Genomic DNA, 15,509 nt, shown 5'->3' on the forward strand with positions numbered 1-15,509 from the left:
ACGACTGTGACCGTCACGGAACTGCTGTCCTACGAGGACGCGCTCGCCGCCTACGACCCGGTGATGGGTCTTGAGGTCCATGTGGAGCTGGGCACCCGTACGAAGATGTTCTGCGGCTGCTCCACCGAGCTCGGCGCCGAGCCCAACTCGCAGGTCTGCCCCACCTGCCTGGGCCTGCCCGGCTCGCTGCCGGTGGTGAACCGGACCGGCGTGGAGTCCGCGATCAAGATCGGTCTTGCGCTGAACTGCGAGATCGCGCAGTGGTGCCGCTTCGCCCGGAAGAACTACTTCTACCCGGACATGCCGAAGAACTTCCAGACGTCGCAGTACGACGAGCCGATCGCGTACAACGGCTACCTGGACGTCGCGCTGGAGGACGGCGAGGTCTTCCGGGTGGAGATCGAGCGCGCCCACATGGAGGAGGACACCGGCAAGTCCACCCATGTGGGTGGCGCGACCGGCCGCATCCACGGCGCCTCGCACTCCCTGCTGGACTACAACCGGGCCGGCATCCCGCTCATCGAGATTGTCACCAAGCCCATCGAGGGCGCCGGCGCCCGCGCCCCCGAGGTGGCGCGGGCCTATGTGGCGGAGCTGCGCGAGCTCATCAAGGCGCTCGGGGTGTCCGAGGCCCGGATGGAGATGGGCCAGATGCGCTGCGACGTCAACTTGTCGCTGCGCCCGCACGGCCAGAAGACGTTCGGCACCCGCAGCGAGACCAAGAACGTCAACTCGCTGCGCAGCGTCGAGCGCGCCGCCCGGTTCGAGGTGCAGCGGCATGCCGCGGTGCTCTCCTCCGGCGGCACGATCGTGCAGGAGACCCGGCACTTCCACGAGGAGGACGGTTCCACCACCTCCGGGCGCATCAAGGAGGAGGCGGAGGACTACCGCTACTTCCCCGAGCCCGACCTGGTGCCGGTCGCCCCGCCCCGCGAGTGGGTCGAGGAACTGCGCGCGGGCCTGCCGGAGCTGCCGCGGCTGCGCCGCAAGCGGCTCCAGGAGGAGTGGGGCATCGCCGACCACGAGATGCAGTCGGTGCTCAACGCCGGCGCGCTCGACCTGATCCTCGCGACCATCGCGGAGGGCGCGGACGCCACCGCGGCCCGCAAGTGGTGGATGGGCGAGCTGGCGCGGCACGCCAACGAGTCCGGCGTGGAGCTGGCCGCGGTGCCCATCACCCCGGCGCAGGTCGCCCGGGTGGCGGCGCTGGTCGCGGCGGGCGACCTCAACGACAAGCTGGCCCGCCAGGTCATCGAGGGCGTGCTGGCCGGCGAGGGCGGGCCGGACGAGGTCGTGGACGCGCGCGGCCTGAAGGTGGTCTCCGACGAGGGCGCGCTCGGCGCGGCGGTGGACGACGCCATCGCGGCGAACGGCGCGATCGCCGACAAGATCCGCGGCGGCAACCTCGCGGCGGCCGGCGCGCTGATCGGCGCGGTCATGAAGGCCACCCGCGGCCAGGCGGACGCCAAGCGGGTGCGCGAGCTGGTCCTGGAAAAGCTCGGCGTCCAGGGCTGAGTCCGGCCCGCCGCCGAGCCGGCCGGGCACACCGGACGGGCGCACCGACAGGGCGCACCGGCCGCCGCCCGAACCGGCCCGGCGCATAAGGCAGTTGTAAGGACGGCACCCCTCCCCGGGGTGCCGTCCTTATCTGCTTTTTACCCCTTGTGAGGAACGGCACGAAAGTCCCAAAGGATCATTTCCTCCTGGCAGAGTGAAGCGGACGTTCGAGCACACAGGAGCAGCTGGTTCATGGCCGCACTCGCACGGTGGTGTCTGCACCGCCGCCTCCCCACCGTGCTGCTGTGGCTCGTGGCTCTCGCGGGCCTGACCGCCGCGGCCGGCGTCGCCGGCTCCGCGTACTCCCGCCACTACGAGGCGTCCGGCACCGAGTCAGGCCACGCCGCCGCACTGCTGCGCGACGCCTTCCCGGCGCAGGCCGGCGACACCGACACCATCGTCTGGCACACCTCGGGCCACGGCACCGTACGCGCCGCCGACGTACGCGCGCAGATGACCCAGGTCCTCGGGAAGGTCCGGCACCTGCCCGGCGTCGCCGCCGTCGACAGCCCCTACGCCCCCGCCGGCGGCGCGCAGATCAGCGCCGACGGCCGCACCGCGTACGCCTCGGTCACCTTCACGCAGGACGCCGACGACATCCCCGCCGCCCAGGCGCGGGCCCTGGTCGACACCGCCAAGGCCGCCCAGCACGGCAACCTGCGGGTGGAACTCGGCGGGCAGGCCGTCGGCAGCACCGAGAGCGCCGGCGCCCACCTCAGCGAGGTCGTCGGCGTCGCCGTCGCGGCCGTCGTGCTGCTCATCGCCTTCGGCTCCTTCGCCGCGATGCTGCTGCCCATCGCGACCGCGCTCGTCGGCTGCGGGACCGCGTACATGGCGATCGTGCTGCTAGGCCACGCCATGACCGTCGCGGACTTCGCGCCCATGCTGGGCATGCTCATCGGGCTGGGCGTCGGCATCGACTACGCCCTCTTCATCGTCAGCCGGCACCGCAGGGGCCTGCGGCGCGGGCTGACGGTCGCCGAGGCCGCGCAGGAGGCGGTCGCCACCACCGGGCGGGCGGTGGTCTTCGCCGGCGGCACGGTGTGCGTGGCGCTGCTCGGCATGCTCGTGCTGCGGCTGGGCTTCCTCAACGGCGTCGCCGTCGCCTCCGTGCTCACCGTCCTGCTCACCGTCGCCGCGTCCATCACGCTGCTGCCCGCGCTGCTCGGCCTCATCGGCATGCGCGCCCTCAGCCGCCGCGAACGCCGGGCGCTCGCCGAGCACGGCCCGCGCCCCGAGGCACCCGGCTCCTTCGCCGCCCGCTGGTCGGCCTTCGTCGAGCGCCACCCGCGGCTGCTCGGCGTGCTCGCGGCCGTCGTCATGGCCGTCCTGGCGCTGCCCGCGCTCACCTTGCACCTCGGCACCTCCGACCAGGGCAACGGCCCCGCGAAGGCCACCACCCGGCAGGCGTACGACCTGCTCGGCGCGGCCTTCGGGCCCGGCAGCAACGGCCCGCTCACCCTCGTCGCGACCACCGACGGCGCCCAGGCCCGGGTCGCCCTGGACCACCTGCCCGCCGTCCTGCGCGACACCCCCGGCGTCGCCTCCGCCGGCCCCGTGGAGCTGTCCGGCGGCACCGGCGTCATCACCGTCGTGCCCGACAGCGCCCCGCAGTCCCGCGACACCTCCCAGCTCGTCCACCGGCTGCGGCACGACGTGCTGCCCGCCGCGGAGCGGGGCAGCGGGCTGCGCGTCTACGTCGGCGGCCCCACCGCCAGCTACGACGACTTCGCCGGCGTCGTCGTCGGCAAGCTCCCGCTGTTCGTCGGCAGCGTCGTGGGCCTGGGCTGCGTCCTGCTGCTGGTCGCCTTCCGCTCGGTCGGCATCCCGCTCAAGGCCGCCGCCATGAACGTCGCCGCCGTCGCGTCGTCCTTCGGCGTGGTGACGGCGATCTTCCAGCGGGGGTGGGGCAGCGAGTGGCTGGGCCTGGGCAGGGCGGGCCCGATCGAGCCGTTCCTGCCGGTCATCATGGTCTCGGTGCTGTTCGGGCTGTCCATGGACTACCAGGTCTTCCTCGTCAGCCGGATGTACGAGGAGTGGCGCGAGACCGGTGACAACTGCCGGGCGGTACGGGTCGGGCTCGCCGAGACCAGCCGGGTGATCACCTCGGCGGCGGTGATCATGATCGCGGTCTTCCTGGCGTTCGTCCTCAGCGGCGACCGGGTCATCGCGATGTTCGGCATCGGACTGGCCGCGGCCGTCGCGCTGGACGCGTTCGTGCTGCGTACGCTGCTGGTCCCGGCGCTCATGCATGTGCTGGGCGACGCGAACTGGTGGCTGCCGGGCTGGCTGGACCGCAGGCTGCCGCGGATCAGCATCGAGGCGCCCGCGGTACGGCCGCCGCGGCCGGCCGCCGCGCCGGTCCTGGTGCCTCAGGGGGTCAGCGTCGGGTTGCCCAGCACGCCGATCGGGCAGGAGGAGTCCTGGTCGTCCGAGAGCCACTCCACGCGCAGCCGCAGCACCCCGGAGACGTCCAGGCTCGGCTGAGCCGGGTGGCCGACCGTGACCCGCTGGCGGAACAGCCGCTTGCCGTCCGCGAGGACGGTGAAGGTCTTGCCGGTGTCGGGGCTGTTGTCGTCCAGGCCGACCGTGAAGGTGAGCTTCTTGTAGGACCGGCCGAGGTTGTACTCGGCGAAGCCGTCGTAGCCGGCGGTGGCCCCGTAGCAGTACGTCGTCTTCAGGGCGTCGTCGTAACGCACGCCGTCGACGGAGGCGGTGCCGCGCTCCAGGGTGAACAGGCTCTCGTCGGTGGGCTTGAGGTCGGCGAGCGACGTCTCGCCGGCGGGCGCGTCGCCCTGGTCGCCGGCGGTGCTGCCGGAGGTGTCCCCGGTGGAGTCGCCGGAGGCGCCGGTGCCGTCCCCGGTGCCGTCGCCGGCGGAGTCCTGCGCGCTCGGCCGCGGCGCCGTGGGGCTGTGCGACGCGGACCCCGAGGCCGGGGCGTCCCCCGCGGCGGGGTCGCCCTTGCCGCCGCCGAGGGCCACGCCCAGGGCGACCCCGCCGCCGAGCAGGGCCACCGCCACGACGGCGGCCAGCGCCACCCGCAGCCCCCGCCCCCTGCGCGCCACGGGGGCCGGCGCGGGCTGCGGCGGCGGCGTCAGGAACACCGGCTGCGGCGCGTGCCCGGGCGGCGGCGGTACGGGCGCCGCGGCGGGCGCCGGCGGTACGGCGGGCGGGGCCGGCGCCTGCTCGGGGCGGGTCAGCGGCGGGCCGGCCAGCGGAGGTCGGGCGGCCGGAGGACCTGCGAGCGGCGCGCCGGCGAGCGGCGGGTTGGCCACCGGCGGGCGGGTCGCCGAGACCACGTACGAGCGCAGCTCGCGCACCCACCCGGTCAGCGACGCGGGACGGGCCCGCGGGTCCACCGCGAAGACCGCCGCGATGCGCGCGGCCTGCTCCGGGCCGGCGCCGGACAGCTCCGGCAGGGCAAGCAGCGCCGCCCGCAGCGTCTCCGGTACGGGCGCGGGGGCGTTGCCGCTGAGCAGGAAGTAGGCGATGGCACCGAAGGCGTACCGGTCGGTCGCCGGGCTCCTGATGCCGTCGAAGACCTCGGGCGCGGCGAAGCCGGGGGTGAACCACACCTCGGCCGTGCGGTGCTCGGCGGCGAGCTTGCTCAGGCCGAAGTCGACCAGGGTGGCCTGGCCGTGGCCGTCGACCATCACATTGCCGGGGGAGAGGTCGCCGTGCACGACCTGGCGGCCCGAGGGGGTGGCCGCGCCGCTGTGCAGCCAGTCCAGCACCTCGGCCAGCTGCTCCAGGCAGCGCACCGCCTCCCGGCGTTCTGCCGGGGACTCCAGGGTGCGCTCGGCGCGCCAGTCGCGCAGGTCCAGGCCCTCGACGTGGTTCATCACGAGGTAGAGGGCCCGGCCGCCGGGGGCGGGTAACTGCCCGCCCGGATGCGCGGAGGGCCCCTCGAAGTGTTCCCTGATCCCGACCACGCCCGGGCGGTGCACGAACCGCAGCAGCTCGGCCTGCTCGCGCCACTTCGCGCTGACCCGCGCGAAGAGGTCGGGGGCGAGGGTGTGCCGGGCGTCCAGCATCTTGACCACGACCGGCTCGGTCGCGCCCCCCAGCTCCAGCTCGGCCAGATACAGCACGGCCTCCCCGCCGCGCCCGATCGACCTCAGCAGCCGGTACCGGTCCGGCTCCCCGTCGGGCCCGATGAACAGACCACCGTCCACGACCCCCTCCTCCCCGACCGCCGACTCCCCACCACCCGCGCGATTCTTTCTCTTCCCCGACCCCTCGGCAAACCTCGGCGGCCCCCGGGAACCCCGGCAGACCTCCGCGCCCCGGGCCGCTAGGGCGCGGGCCTTAGACCGCCCGTGCGGGGCGCGCGGGCATAAGGCGGGGCCGGCGGGCCCTAAGGCATCCCGCGGCGCGGATAGGTACCGCGCGGGCGGGGAGTTCGGGAAGGTGCCCGATGCGGGGCGGGGGCCTGGGAGACGAAGCTTGAGGACGTCAAGAGAAGTCCAACCCCAAGGAGCAGACCCCGTGTTCGCCTACGAACTCCAGGAAGCCCACCGCGCCGACCTCCAGAAGCGCGCCGACGAGTGGCGGCTGGCCCAGCAGGCGCGGGCGGCCCGCGCCGAGCGCCGGGCGGCCGGGCGGCGCGCCGTCGCCAGGCCCGCCGTACGCACCGATCAGGAGGGCGCGGAAAGTCCCGCGCCCTCCCGCCGCGCCGCGCTGCGCCCGCACCGCGCGTCATGACGACCGCGCCGCAGGCCCCGGCCCGCCGGCCCGCCGCGCCGCACCCGAGCGCGGTGGATCCGGCGGGCCCGTCGCGCACCCGCCCCAAAAGCGGCGGGCGGGAAGAATTCGGTGTCGCCCGGGACGCCCGGCGTGACATGCTCGCAAGCGTGCAGACCCAGTCACTCAGCCCCGTGTTCATCGGCCGGCACGCCGAGCTGGCGCGGCTCGCCTCGGTGCTGGGGTCGGCGGACGCGGGGGAGTCGCAGGCCGTGCTCATCGGCGGCGAGGCGGGGGTCGGCAAGACCCGGCTGACGGAAGAGTTCCTGGCCGCGGCCCGCGCGGCGGGGGCCGTGACCGCGCTGGGCAGCTGCGTCGAGATCGGCGCGGAGGGGCTGCCGTTCACCCCGGTGTCCGCGGCGCTGCGCGACCTCTACCGCACGCTCGGCCCCGAGCTGACCGCCGCCGCCGGCGGCCAGCAGGCCGAGCTGGCCCGGCTGCTGCCCGAGCTCGGCAGCCCCGACGGCGTCCCCCGCGAGGCGCACGACGAGGACGGCAGGGCGCGGCTGTTCGAGCTGACCACCCGGCTGCTGGAGCGCCTGGGCGCCGACCGGACGATCGTCGTCGTCGTGGAGGACCTGCACTGGGCCGACCGCTCCACCCGCGAGCTGCTCGCGTACCTCTTCCGCTCGCTGCAGCGCTGCCGGGTGGTCGTCGCGGCCACGTACCGCAGCGACGACATCCACCGGCGGCACCCCTTGCGGCCCTTCCTCGCCGAGACCGACCGGCTGCGCCGGGTGGAGCGCTTCGAGCTGTCGCGGTTCAGCCGCGACGAGGTCCGCAGCCAGCTCGGCTCGATCCTGCCGGAGCAGCCGGACGAGGCGTTCGTCGACCAGGTCTTCGCCCGCTCGGACGGCAACCCGTTCTTCGTCGAGGAGCTGGCCTGCACGCTGAGCAGCGGCTGCGCGAGCAGCGGGCTGAGCGATTCGCTGCGCGATCTGCTGCTGGTGCGCGTCGAGGCGCTGTCCGAGGACGCCCAGCGGGTCGCGAAGTTCGTCGCCGAGGGCGGCAGTACGGTCGCGTACCCGCTGCTCGCCGCGGTCACCGGGCTGCCCGAGGACGACCTGCTGGACGCGTTGCGCACCGCCGTCGGCGCCAATCTGCTGCTGCCCACCGACAGCGGCGAGGGCTACCGCTTCCGGCACTCCCTGGTACGGGAGGCCGTCGGCGACGACCTGCTGCCCGGCGAGCGCAGCCGGATCAACCGGCGGTACGCGCAGGCCGTCGAGGCCGACCCGACGCTGGTGCCCGCCGACGAGCGGGCCGCCCGGCTCGCCAACTACTGGTACGCCGCCCACGACACCGGCCGCGCGCTGCCCGCCGTGCTGAGCGCCGCCGTCGTGGCCCGCCGCCGGCACGCCTACGCCGAGCAGTACCGGCTGCTGGAACGCGCCCTGGAGCTGTGGGACGACGCCCCCGCCGATGTACGGGCCGGACTGCGGCCCGCGGACTACACCGACGCGTACCCCCCGTGCGACTGCCCCGAGGACACCCCGCTCGACCTGGTCGACCTGCTCGCCGAGATCACCGTGGCCGCCCGGCTGAGCGGCGAGCAGGAGCGCTCGTACGCGATGGCCAAGCGCGCGCTGCGGCTGCTGGAGCGCAGCGGCGGGCAGGACCCGCTGCGGGCCGCCTGGTTCTGGGCGCAGCGCTCCCGGTCGACCGAGAGCCTGGGCCGCGGCGACGGCTGGGAGGAGCTGTCCCGGGCCCGTGAGCTGGTACGGGGCCTGCCGCCGTCGGCGACGCACGCCGAGGTGCTGGTACGGATCGCCGGCTGGATCATGGTCCACAAGTCCGGCGCGGAAGGCGCCGCGATCGCCCGGCAGGCCGCCGAGCTGGCCAGGATCGCCGACGCGCCCGACACCGAACTGCACGCCCGCATCACCCTCGGGCTGCTCCAGGCCGACGCCGGCGACATCGACGGCGGCGTCGCCCTCGTCGACGACGTGCGCCGGCAGGTGGCCGACCGGCACGCGCCGCAACTGGCGTCCCGCACGTACGGCAACCTGTCGTCCGTGCTGGAGGGCGCGGGCCGCTCGTCGGAGGCGGTACGGGTCAGCCGCGAGGGGCAGCAACTGCTCGCCGGGCAGGTCGCCAACGCCACGCACTCCTGGCTGCTGGCCAACGAGGGCGAGTCGCTGCTGATGCAGGGCCGCTTCGAGGAGGCCGCGGTCACGCTCGTGGCCGCCCGCACGGCCAGGATCGCCGAAGGGCCGCTGCTGTGCGCGGGCGTCGAGACCTTCCAGGGCTACCTGGCGCTCGCCGTCGGCGACACCGGCACCGCGGCGAAGTTCTACGCCTCCTCCAGCGAGGGCTTCCGCTTTGACACCCAGCCGCAGCACCAGATCCCGCTGCGCGGCCTGGGCCTGCGGGTCGCCGTCGCGCAGGGCCGCTACGAGGACGCGCGGCGCATGCTGCTCGCCGCGATCGACGCGGGGTTCCCCAATGGCACCGCCCGCTACGCCTGGCCGCTGCTCGCCGCCGGCGCCGCCGCCGAGGCCGACGGGCCGTGGCCGCTGACCGGCGACCCGGCGCGCGGCCAGGTCCTGGAGCGGATCAGGACCGCCGCGCGCGAGACGCCGCGGCCCGCGCCCGTCCACGAGGCGTACGCGCTGCTCGTCGACGCGGAGCTCGCGCGGGCGGAGGGGCGGCACGAACCGGAGCTGTGGGCGGCGGCGGAGGCGGCCTTCGAGAAGGAGGAGCGGCCGGTGGAGCTGGCCGCGGTGCGGTACCGGCACGGCGAGGCGCTGCTGGCCCGCGGGGCCGACGCGCGGGCCGCCGCGGGGTGCCTGCTCTCCCGGGCGCACGCGGCGGCGGTGGAGCTCGGGGCGAAGCCGCTCGCCGCGGAGGTCGCGGCGCTGGCTCAGCGGGCCCGGTTGCCGCTGGACGCGCCGCCGCCCGAGCCGGCGCCGGCCGAACCCGCCGACCCGGCGGACTCGTTGGGCCTGACGGCCCGGGAGCGGGACGTGCTCCGACTGGTGGCCGATGGGCGGACGAACCGTCAGATAGCGGAGGAGCTGTTCATTTCGCCCAAGACGGCGAGCGTCCACGTCTCGAACATCCTGGCCAAGCTCGCCGTAGCCACCCGCGGCGAAGCCGCCGCCCTCTCCCACCGCCTCCACCTCTTCACCCCCGCGAGCTGATCCCCACCCTGAGCGCCCCGACGTGCCCGGACCCGCCGTCCCGCGACCTCCCGCCGCGGTGGGCTGGTCGCTCCGTTCTCCCCCAGCGCTTCGCCTGGGGGTACCCCCACGCAGCCCCTGCTTTAGCGATCTCTGGGCGTGGCACGCCCCGGGCTGCCCCTTTCGGCTGTCCTGCGACCTTCCGCCGGTCGCTGGCTGGTCGCTCCGTTCTCCCCCAGCGCTTCGCCTGGGGGTACCCCCACGCAGCCCCTGGTTTGTTGCCCTGCGCGGCAGAAGCGAACTCCCAGGCCAGGGCCGGGGGTATGCCTCGCCCCGGAGGGGCGGGCACCCACCCGCGAGGGTGAGCTTTTCAGGGGCGCGGGGAACTGCGCGCTCAGCCATGCACCGGCGGGTGGTCGCGGGACGGCGGGACGGGGCAGCCCGGGGCGTATAGCCCTCCACCGGCGGGTGGTCGCGGGACGGGCGGGACGGGGCAGCCCCGGGGCGGGGGTCAGGTCACTGTTACGCGGAGGATGCGGTCGTCCTGCGAGGTAGGGGTTCCGCGGCCGTCCGTGTTGCTCGTGGTCAGGAGGAGCGTGTGATCATCCGCCGCGATCACCGTCCGCAGGCGGCCGTACGTCTTGGGGAAAAACGCCTGCGGCGCCGCCGCGGCCTTCGTGCCGTCGAGGGGGATGCGCCACAGGCGCTCGCCCTTGAGGGAGGCCATCCAGATGCAGCCCGCCGCGTAGGCGATACCGCTCGGGGACGCCTCGTCGGTGTGCCACTGGACGACCGGGTCGACGTACGGCGCCCGGTGCGCGACGCCCTCCACCACCGGCCAGCCGTAGTTCTTGCCCGGCTCGATGAGGTTCAGCTCGTCCCAGGTGTCCTGGCCGAACTCCGAGGCCCACAGCCGGCCCTGGCCGTCCCAGGCCAGGCCCTGGACGTTGCGGTGGCCGGGGGAGTAGACGAGCGAGCCGGGGGTCGGGTTGTCCGGCGGGGCCTGCCCGTCGGGCGTCATGCGCAGGATCTTGCCGCCGAGCGAGGACATGTCCTGTGCCAGCCCGCGGTTGCCGGTCTCGCCGGTGCCGGCGTAGAGCATGCCGTCGGGGCCGAAGGCGATCCGCCCGCCGTTGTGCAGGGCCCCGGTGGGGATGCCGCGCAGGATCGTGTCGGGCGCGCCGAGCCGGTCGCCGGGCGAGCGCGTCGGGTCGTACAGCATGCGCGCGATGCGGTTGTCGGAGTCGGTGCTGAAGTACGCGTAGAGCAGATGGTCCGTGCCGAAGTCGGGCGACAGCGCGAGCCCCAGCAGGCCCGCCTCGCCGCCCTGCGTGTGGGCGACGCCCGGGACGGTGCCGACCGGCGTCGTCGTGCCCTTCTGCGGGTCGACCAGCACGATCCTGCCGGTGTCCCGCGAGCCCACCAGCAGCGTGCCGTCGGCGAGTTGCACCATGCCCCACGGCGAGTCCAGCTTGGAGGCGACGGTCGCGTCGACCTTCGCCGTACCGGTCGCGGGCGCGGCCGACGCCGCCGCGGACGGCGTGCCGCCCGGCGAGGCGGGGCCGGTCGTCGCGGGCGGCGCGGCGGGCGCGCCGGAGGTGTGCGAGGGCGTGGGCGAGTCCGCGCGCAGCGGCGGCCCGTCCGAGCACCCCGCGGCGAGCACCGCGGCGACCGCCGCCCCCGCCGCCGCCCGTACGACCCTCCGCGCCCGCGCCTGCCCCCGCGCCCCCGACTGCGTCCGCTCCCGACGCCCTGTGCCCACCGTTCGCCCCTCGTCCAGGTCCGCGCCGCGGCGACCCGGGCCGCCGCGCCTGTCGTGCCACTTCCCGGGACCCACCCAAGCACACCCCCACCCGCCCCGCCCGCAGAACACCGCCACCCACCGCCCTGCCGGCCCCACCAGCCCGTGACCTAGCCTCCTGAGCATGAACGATTCGCTCCAGGCCCCCGCCACCGGCGGCGTACGGCCGCAGGTGTGGCTGTCCCTCCCGCCGCACGAGATCGACGCGCTGCCCGCCGCATTCGACTACGTCTACTGGGACGGCAGCGGTGACTTCCCGGCGGATCCCGCCGACGCCGCCTTCTACGTCGTGCCCTACATGAAGGGCGCCGCCTCCGGCGCGCTCCCGCTGCCGCGGATGACCTCCGTGCGCGTGGTGCAGACGCTGAGCGCCGGCGTGGACCACCTCACGCCGCACCTGCGCGACCTTCCGCCGGGCGTGCGCGTGTGCAACGCCCGCGGGGTGCACGAGGCGAGCACCGCGGAGCTCGCCCTCACCCTGATCCTCGCCTCGCTGCGCGGCATCCCGCGCTTCGTGCACGGCCAGGACGACGAGCAGTGGCACAGCGGCTTCTACCCGGCGCTCGCCGACCGCCGGGTGCTGATCGTCGGCTACGGGTCGATCGGCGCGGCCGTCGAGGAGCGCCTGCTGCCCTTCGAGTGCGAGGTCGAGCGGGTCGCGCGCGGCGCCCGTACCGCACCGCGCGGGCCCGTGCACGCGCTCGCCGACCTGCCCGAGCTGCTGGCGCGGGCCGACGTCGTGGTGCTCACCACCCCGCTCACCGAGCAGACCAGGGGGCTCGCGGGGCGGGACTTCCTCGCCGCGATGAAGGACGGCGCGCTGCTGGTGAACGTCGCGCGGGGCCCGGTCGTGGACACCGGCGCGCTGCTCGCGGAGCTGGACAAGGGCCGGCTGACCGCCGCCCTGGACGTCACCGACCCCGAGCCGCTGCCCGCCGGGCACCCGCTGTGGCACGCGCCCGGCGTGCTCGTCAGCCCCCATGTCGGGGGCAGCACATCGGCCTTCCTCCCGCGGGCCACGCGTTTGATCCGCTCACAGCTGGTCAGGTTCGCAAGCGGAGAGGAACTGGCGAACGTGGTCCATGTGACCGGCTGACGGCCTCCCACCGGCCGCGGAACGCCACCGGGTGACTGCGCGCGGTGGTCGGCGGCCCCCATATGGTTACGCTCGGTAGAAGGGACCTATCGCTGAGTGACCGTTCTGGTGTATCGTCCGGAACCGGGGGACGCGCCGCGCCGTACGACCGACGGCCGCGGTGAGGGAACGACGAGCGAGTAAAGGGGGGCGACGGGCGATGCACGGACCGAAGCGGTTCCCCGGCAGGCACACCCACCGCGCCGCACCACCCGGCCGACCGCACACCCGCGCCCCGCGTGACGGAGCGGCACCGTGAGCACCACCGGCGCGGTGCTCGCCGGAGCCGGAGCCGGATCACCGCCGCGGCCCGGCGGCGGCCTGCTGCCGCAACTGCTGCTCGCCCTGGTCTGCGGCGGATACACCACGGGCGCGGTGCTCGGCTGGGGCACCGACGACATCGCCGCCTTCATGGGCGACTTCGGCCTGTCGGCCGCCGCCGCGACGGCCGCGCTGTCCATGCTGCTCTACGCCCGCAGGATGCCCCCCGGCCACCGCGCCGCCTGGGTGCTCTTCGCGTGCTCCTCCACGATGACCGCGCTCGGCAACGCCATCTGGGGCTGGTACGAGGTGGTGCTGCGCCACCCGGTGCCGCAGACCTCGCCCGCCGACTTCTGCTTCCTGCTGTTCGCGCCGCCCGCCGTCACCGGACTGCTGGTGCTGGCCAAGCGCCCGGTGACCCGGGCCGGCTGGATCTGCCTGGGCCTGGACACCTGGCTCATCGGCGGATCGCTGCTGACGCTGTCCTGGAGCCTGGCGCTGGCCCGCGCCGCCACCTACGACGGGCCCAGCACCGCCAAGGTCGCCCTGTCGCTGGCCTATCCGCTGCTGGACATCGTGCTGGTCAGCATGGTCCTCGCGCTGCACTTCCGCCGCTCGGCTGCCAACCGCGCCGCCATCAACACCGCGCTGGCCGCCCTCGCCCTCACCGTGCTGTGCGACGCGCTGTTCACCTCGCCGCTGCTGCGCGAGCACTACCGCTCCGGGCAGATCCTGGACGCCGGCTGGTTCGCCGGCAGCATGCTGATGGCGTACGCCCCCTGGGTCGGCCGCCGCGAGCAGCCGCTGCTGCGGCACGGCACCACCACCCGCCGCGTCACGACCTCGCTGTCCGCGCTCACCCCGTATCTGGCCGCCGCGGTGTGCACCCTCGGCATCCTCTACGACGTCATCACCGGCGAGAAGTGCGACAAGGTCGTGCTGCTCACCGGCAGCACCGTCGTGCTCGCCCTGGTCGTCCGGCAGGGCATCCTGCTGCTGGACAACCTCGCGCTGACCCAGGAACTGGCCCAGAAGGAGAACCACTTCCGCTCCCTGGTCCAGGGCTCCAGCGACGTCATCATGATCGCCGCCCCCACCGGGGTGCTGAACTACGTCAGCCCCGCCTCCGTCGGCGTCTACGGGCGCGATCCGGAGGAGATGATCGGCACCGAGCTGTCCGCGCACATCCACCCCGAGGATCTGGGCCGGGTCGTGCACGAGGTGCGCCGCTTCCTCGCCGCCCCGCCCGGCGAGGAGCCCGCCACCAGGATCGAGTGCCGGATCAGATCGGGCCGGCGCGGCGGCCCGCACGGCGAGGACGGCTGGCTGTACGTGGAGTCCAGCGTCAACCGGTATCAGGGCGGCCTGATCTTCAACAGCCGCGACGTCACCGAACGCGTCCGCCTCCAGGCCCAGTTGCAGCACAACGCCTCGCACGACCCGCTCACCGACCTGCCCAACCGCTCGCTGTTCCTGGACCGGGTCGGCAAGGCGCTCACCGGCCGCCGCCCCGGCGACGAGCGGGTCGCGCTGCTCTACGTCGACCTCGACGGCTTCAAGGCCGTCAACGACTCCGTCGGCCACCAGGCCGGCGACCACCTGCTCACCCAGGCCGCCCGGCGGCTGCAGAGCGCGCTGCGCTCCGGCGACACCGCGGCCCGGCTCGGCGGCGACGAGTTCGCCGTGCTGGTCTGCGGCGCCGACGAGGAGCAGGCCCTGGAGATCGCCGAGCGGCTGATCGCCACCCTGTGCGAGCCCTACCACGTGGACGGCGCCGAGGTACGGGTCGGCGCGAGCGTCGGCGTCGCCTTCGCCGAGCCCGGCGGCACCGCCGGCGAGCTGATGCGCAACGCGGACCTGGCGATGTACCGCGCCAAGCAGGCCGGCAAGGGCCGCGTCGAGCTGTACGCGCCCCGGCTGCGCACCGAGGCCGTGCACCGCACCGCACTGGCCACCCGGCTGCACCAGGCGCTGCACGACGGCGAGTTCACCCTGCTGCACCAGCCGGTGGTCGAGCTGTCCGGCGGCCGGATCGCCGGCGTCGAGGCCCAGGCCCGCTGGCGCTCCGCGCAGGGCATCCTCTTCACGCCCGCAGAATTCCTGCGCGCCGCCGAGGACACCGACCGCACGTGCGAGCTCGGCCGATGGCAACTGGAGCAGGCCGTCGCCCAGGCCGCGCTGCGTTACGGGGCCGGCCACCGGGTGCCCGTCACAGTCAAGCTCTCCGCCCGCCGGCTGCTGCACCGCGACCTGCCGCCCGGCACGGTGGAGGACCTGCTGGAGCGGTACGGCCTGCCGCCCGGCGGCCTGGTCGTGGAGCTCACCGGCGGTGTGCCCGGCGGCTCACCGGACGAGCTGGAGCGGCGGCTGACCAAGCTGCGCAGAGCCGGGGTGCGGATCTCGCTCGGCGGCTTCGGCTCCGGGCACGCCGCCTTCGGCGCGCTGCGCACCCTCCCGGTGGACGCCGTCAAGCTTGACAGGGGCATCGTGGAGGGCATGGTCGACTCGCCCCGCCTGCACAAGATCACCCGCGGGCTGCTCACGATGGCCGCCGACCTCGGGGTGCGTACCGTCGCCGACGGCGTGGACCGGCCCGAGCAGGTGCACGCGCTGCGCGAGATGGGCTGCGCCCAGGGCCAGGGCATGGCCTTCTCCGGGCTGCTGGACGAGCACCGGCTGCGCGGCAGCCTCACCCGCGGCGAATATCCGCTGCCGGGCGACCCCGGCCGCCGCCTCGGGCCGGGCTCCGGCTCGGGCTCGGGCTCCGGCTTCGGGGCCGTGGCCACCGAGACCGCCCGTGAGCAGCTCACCCAGCGCAGTGTGCAGCTGCCGTCCTGCCGCTCACATAATGAGACGCGTGTCCCACCGGCTTGACACCCCCAGGGGGCTC

Annotated in this window: 8 protein-coding genes; 6 read left to right on the forward strand and 2 right to left on the reverse strand. The window is 74.8% G+C overall.

Annotated features, from left to right (window positions below; genetic code table 11):
- Nucleotides 1–6: 6 nt before the first annotated feature.
- Together gatB and HCN08_RS17245 are read left to right on the forward strand one after the other, a co-directional pair.
- Entirely contained in the window at nucleotides 7–1,515 is a 1,509-nt protein-coding gene (gene gatB / locus HCN08_RS17240; RefSeq protein WP_167983981.1) for an Asp-tRNA(Asn)/Glu-tRNA(Gln) amidotransferase subunit GatB, read from the forward strand.
- Nucleotides 1,516–1,749: 234 nt separating this feature from the next.
- Nucleotides 1,750–4,044, forward strand: coding sequence for an MMPL family transporter (locus HCN08_RS17245; protein WP_167983982.1), 2,295 nt, complete (start codon nucleotides 1,750–1,752; stop codon nucleotides 4,042–4,044).
- Here the strand turns inward: HCN08_RS17245 and HCN08_RS17250 are convergent.
- A complete protein-coding gene (locus tag HCN08_RS17250) occupies nucleotides 3,930–5,732 on the reverse strand; it encodes a protein kinase domain-containing protein (RefSeq protein ID WP_167983983.1) in 1,803 nt (600 codons plus the stop codon). The genes HCN08_RS17245 and HCN08_RS17250 overlap by 115 nt on opposite strands.
- A gap of 313 nt (nucleotides 5,733–6,045) precedes the next feature.
- Here HCN08_RS17250 and HCN08_RS17255 point away from each other — a divergent pair, with 313 nt between their 5' ends.
- Nucleotides 6,046–6,261: a hypothetical protein gene (locus HCN08_RS17255; RefSeq protein WP_167983984.1), complete on the forward strand. Its 216-nt coding sequence runs from the start codon at nucleotides 6,046–6,048 to the stop codon at nucleotides 6,259–6,261.
- 149 nt (nucleotides 6,262–6,410) lie between these two features.
- Nucleotides 6,411–9,443 carry a helix-turn-helix transcriptional regulator gene (locus HCN08_RS17260; RefSeq protein ID WP_322974499.1) on the forward strand — a complete coding sequence of 1,011 codons (3,033 nt, stop codon included), beginning with the start codon at nucleotides 6,411–6,413 and terminating at the stop codon, nucleotides 9,441–9,443.
- A gap of 490 nt (nucleotides 9,444–9,933) precedes the next feature.
- Here HCN08_RS17260 and HCN08_RS17265 read toward each other — a convergent pair whose 3' ends face one another.
- Nucleotides 9,934–11,184, reverse strand: coding sequence for a PQQ-dependent sugar dehydrogenase (locus HCN08_RS17265; protein WP_322974500.1), 1,251 nt, complete (start codon nucleotides 11,182–11,184; stop codon nucleotides 9,934–9,936).
- A 163-nt stretch (nucleotides 11,185–11,347) separates the two neighbouring features.
- Here HCN08_RS17265 and HCN08_RS17270 point away from each other — a divergent pair, with 163 nt between their 5' ends.
- Both HCN08_RS17270 and HCN08_RS17275 read left to right on the forward strand, forming a co-directional pair.
- Nucleotides 11,348–12,319: a 2-hydroxyacid dehydrogenase gene (locus HCN08_RS17270; protein WP_167983986.1), complete on the forward strand. Its 972-nt coding sequence runs from the start codon at nucleotides 11,348–11,350 to the stop codon at nucleotides 12,317–12,319.
- 294 nt (nucleotides 12,320–12,613) lie between these two features.
- Nucleotides 12,614–15,493: a putative bifunctional diguanylate cyclase/phosphodiesterase gene (locus HCN08_RS17275; RefSeq protein WP_167983987.1), complete on the forward strand. Its 2,880-nt coding sequence runs from the start codon at nucleotides 12,614–12,616 to the stop codon at nucleotides 15,491–15,493.
- Nucleotides 15,494–15,509: the final 16 nt, after the last annotated feature.

The sequence above is a fragment of the Actinacidiphila epipremni genome (assembly GCF_012034175.1).
GTDB lineage: Bacteria > Actinomycetota > Actinomycetes > Streptomycetales > Streptomycetaceae > Actinacidiphila > Actinacidiphila epipremni.

What these genes read in the sequence shown, in the direction of transcription:
- HCN08_RS17245 (WP_167983982.1), top strand. Translation starts at nt 1,750, where the DNA reads ATGGCCGCACTCGCACGGTGGTGTCTGCACCGCCGCCTCCCCACCGTG.
- HCN08_RS17270 (WP_167983986.1), top strand. Translation starts at nt 11,348, where the DNA reads ATGAACGATTCGCTCCAGGCCCCCGCCACCGGCGGCGTACGGCCGCAG.